The sequence below is a fragment of the Clostridium vincentii genome, assembly GCF_002995745.1.
Lineage (GTDB): Bacteria > Bacillota > Clostridia > Clostridiales > Clostridiaceae > Clostridium > Clostridium vincentii.
In genome coordinates, this window is record NZ_PVXQ01000094.1 from 1 (window position 1) to 546 (window position 546).

Annotated in this window: 1 pseudogene; it reads right to left on the bottom strand. The window is 37.2% G+C overall.

Features of this window, described 5'->3' with window-relative positions:
• Positions 1-517: pseudogene (locus CLVI_RS17210) on the bottom strand (glucose-6-phosphate isomerase); the annotation flags it as partial.
• Positions 518-546: the final 29 nt, after the last annotated feature.

Consider the following 546-nt stretch of genomic DNA (forward strand, 5'->3'; position numbering starts at 1 on the left):
GTATTAATGCTTCGCTTTCGGCCCCAAAAAAATTGTTATACCAAATACTTAGCAGAGCTAAAACAACAGGGATATTATTTTCGAAATCCGTATCTCTAAAATGCTCGTCCATGTCATTAGCTCCTGATAGTAATTCCTCGAAATTATCGTAACCAACAGCTAAACTAATGGTAAGACCAACTGCACTCCACAGTGAAAAACGACCTCCTACCCAATCCCACATTGGGAAAACGTTTGAAGGATCAATACCAAAAGCAGTCACTTTCTCTATGTTTGTTGAAACAGCTACAAAATGCGAAGCGATATCTTGATGAGATGCCGTTTTTAGAAACCATTTTTTAATCGTCTCTGAATTACTTAGCGTTTCTTGCGTAGTGAAGGTTTTAGAAACAATTACAAAAAGGGTTGTCTCTGGATTTAATTTTTTGATTACTTCATTTACATGGTCACCGTCAACGTTTGAAACAAAATGAACATTCAAATGGTTACTGTAATACTGTAAAGCCTCTACCGCCATTGCTGGTCCTAAATCAGAACCTCCAATTC